This window comes from Candidatus Cloacimonadota bacterium (assembly GCA_011372345.1).
Classification (GTDB): domain Bacteria; phylum Cloacimonadota; class Cloacimonadia; order Cloacimonadales; family TCS61; genus DRTC01.
In genome coordinates, this window is the sequence record DRTC01000366.1 from 1 (window position 1) to 1,715 (window position 1,715).

Below are 1,715 nucleotides of genomic sequence, written 5' to 3' on the forward strand. Positions count from 1 at the left end.
ACTCATTGCTCCTGCTTTGAGAAAAGTAACTCATTGCTCCTGCTTTGAGAAAAGTAACTCATTGCTCCTGCTTTGAGAAAAGTAACTCATTGCTCCTGCTTTGAGAAAAGTAACTCATTGCTCCTGCTTTGAGAACTAAACATCTATCAGGAATGTTTTGAAAGATGAAATGTGAGAATGTTTTGGCAGTTTTTAGATTTGAGTTTATGAGATTTTTCTCAAACCGGGAGGTTTAAGTTACTTTCTCAAACCAGAGGTTTGAGTTACAATCCGAATTTCTCCAGTTTTTTGTAGAATTGACTTCTGCTGATTCCGAGTAGTTCGGCAGCTTCGGATTTATTGTATTTTGCTTTTTCGAGGGCTTTTTTGATTATTTTGATTTCTGCTTTATCAGTAAATTTTTCAAGTAATAGATCTTCGGAATCATCTTCTTTTTCCAGATCCTTATTTCTGATATTTTTCAAGATCAGATGTTCCGGTTCTATCTTGTCGGAATCGGTTAATAGAATTGCACTCTTGATAATATTTTTTAACTCGCGAACATTTCCGGGAAATTGATAGTTTAGAAGTAAACTCATTGCCTGATTCGTGAATCCGGAAACACTTTTTTGATAAATTTCAGCTAACTCCTGCAGGAAATAATTTGCGATAACCGGGATATCATCTTTTCTCTGATGAAGAGTTGGTAGGTCAATCTTGAATTCGTGGATACGATAAAAGAGGTCTTCTCTGAATTGTGATTTTTTTACATCATCATAAATATTGCTATTGGAAGCAGCAATAATTCGAACATTTACATCGATCGATCTTTCATCTCCAAGCCGCTGGATCTCACCTTCCTGCAGAACTCGCAGGAATTTCGGCTGCATACTCATCGGCAGACTATTGATCTCATCCAGAAAAAGAGTTCCTTTATTTGCCAGTTCGAATTTTCCTTTTTTATCATTCAATGATCCTGTAAATGCACCTTTACGATGACCGAAAAGTTCGCTTTCAAAAAGAGTCTCGGGAATTGCTCCGCAATCGACAGTTATGAATGGTTTATCTTTGCGATTGCTTTTTTGATGGATCATACGGGCAAAAAGTTCTTTACCGGTTCCGGTTTCTCCTTCCAGGAAAACAGTGATGTCTTTATCAGCAACTCTCTCGATATTTTTCAGAACATTTTGTAAGGGTTTACTTTCACCCATCATTTTCTTGATATTGATTTGAGTTTCGTTTTCTTTATTTGTTGATGAAAGTGCTTTTTTAACCACTTCCAAGATTTCCTTATTATCAAAAGGTTTGGTGAAAAAATCGTAAGCACCGAGTTTTATCGACTTCACTGCTCTTCTGATCTCTCCAAAAGAAGTGATCATGATCACAATTATGGAACTGTTAATTTTTTTGATTTTTTTCAGGATTTGAAATCCATTCAGATCCGGAAGTTTGAAATCGAGGAGAACAAGTTCAGGTTGGAAATGCTGAGTTTCATTTATCCCGGACTTTCCATTGAAAGTGCTTTTTGTTTCATATCCTGCTTTTCTAAGCAGTTTGGAGAGAGTCAGGTTGACGAATTTATCGTCGTCGATGATGAGGATCTTATGCAAATTTACCTCCATTTAAAGAAATAATTTTATGAAGGCAAAAAAATTGCAATAATGAGTTGTGTCAAATTTTACGAATTTATTCTTTCTGAAATTCCACCCAAAGGATAATAGTAATAGCTTCAAATA

1 protein-coding gene is annotated in these 1,715 nt (G+C 35.6%); it reads right to left on the reverse strand.

All coding sequences use genetic code 11. From position 1 onward, the window contains the following. Positions 1-263: 263 nt before the first annotated feature. A complete protein-coding gene (locus ENL20_07120; protein HHE38328.1) occupies positions 264-1,601 on the reverse strand; it encodes a sigma-54-dependent Fis family transcriptional regulator in 1,338 nt (445 codons plus the stop codon). Positions 1,602-1,715 lie beyond the last annotated feature (114 nt).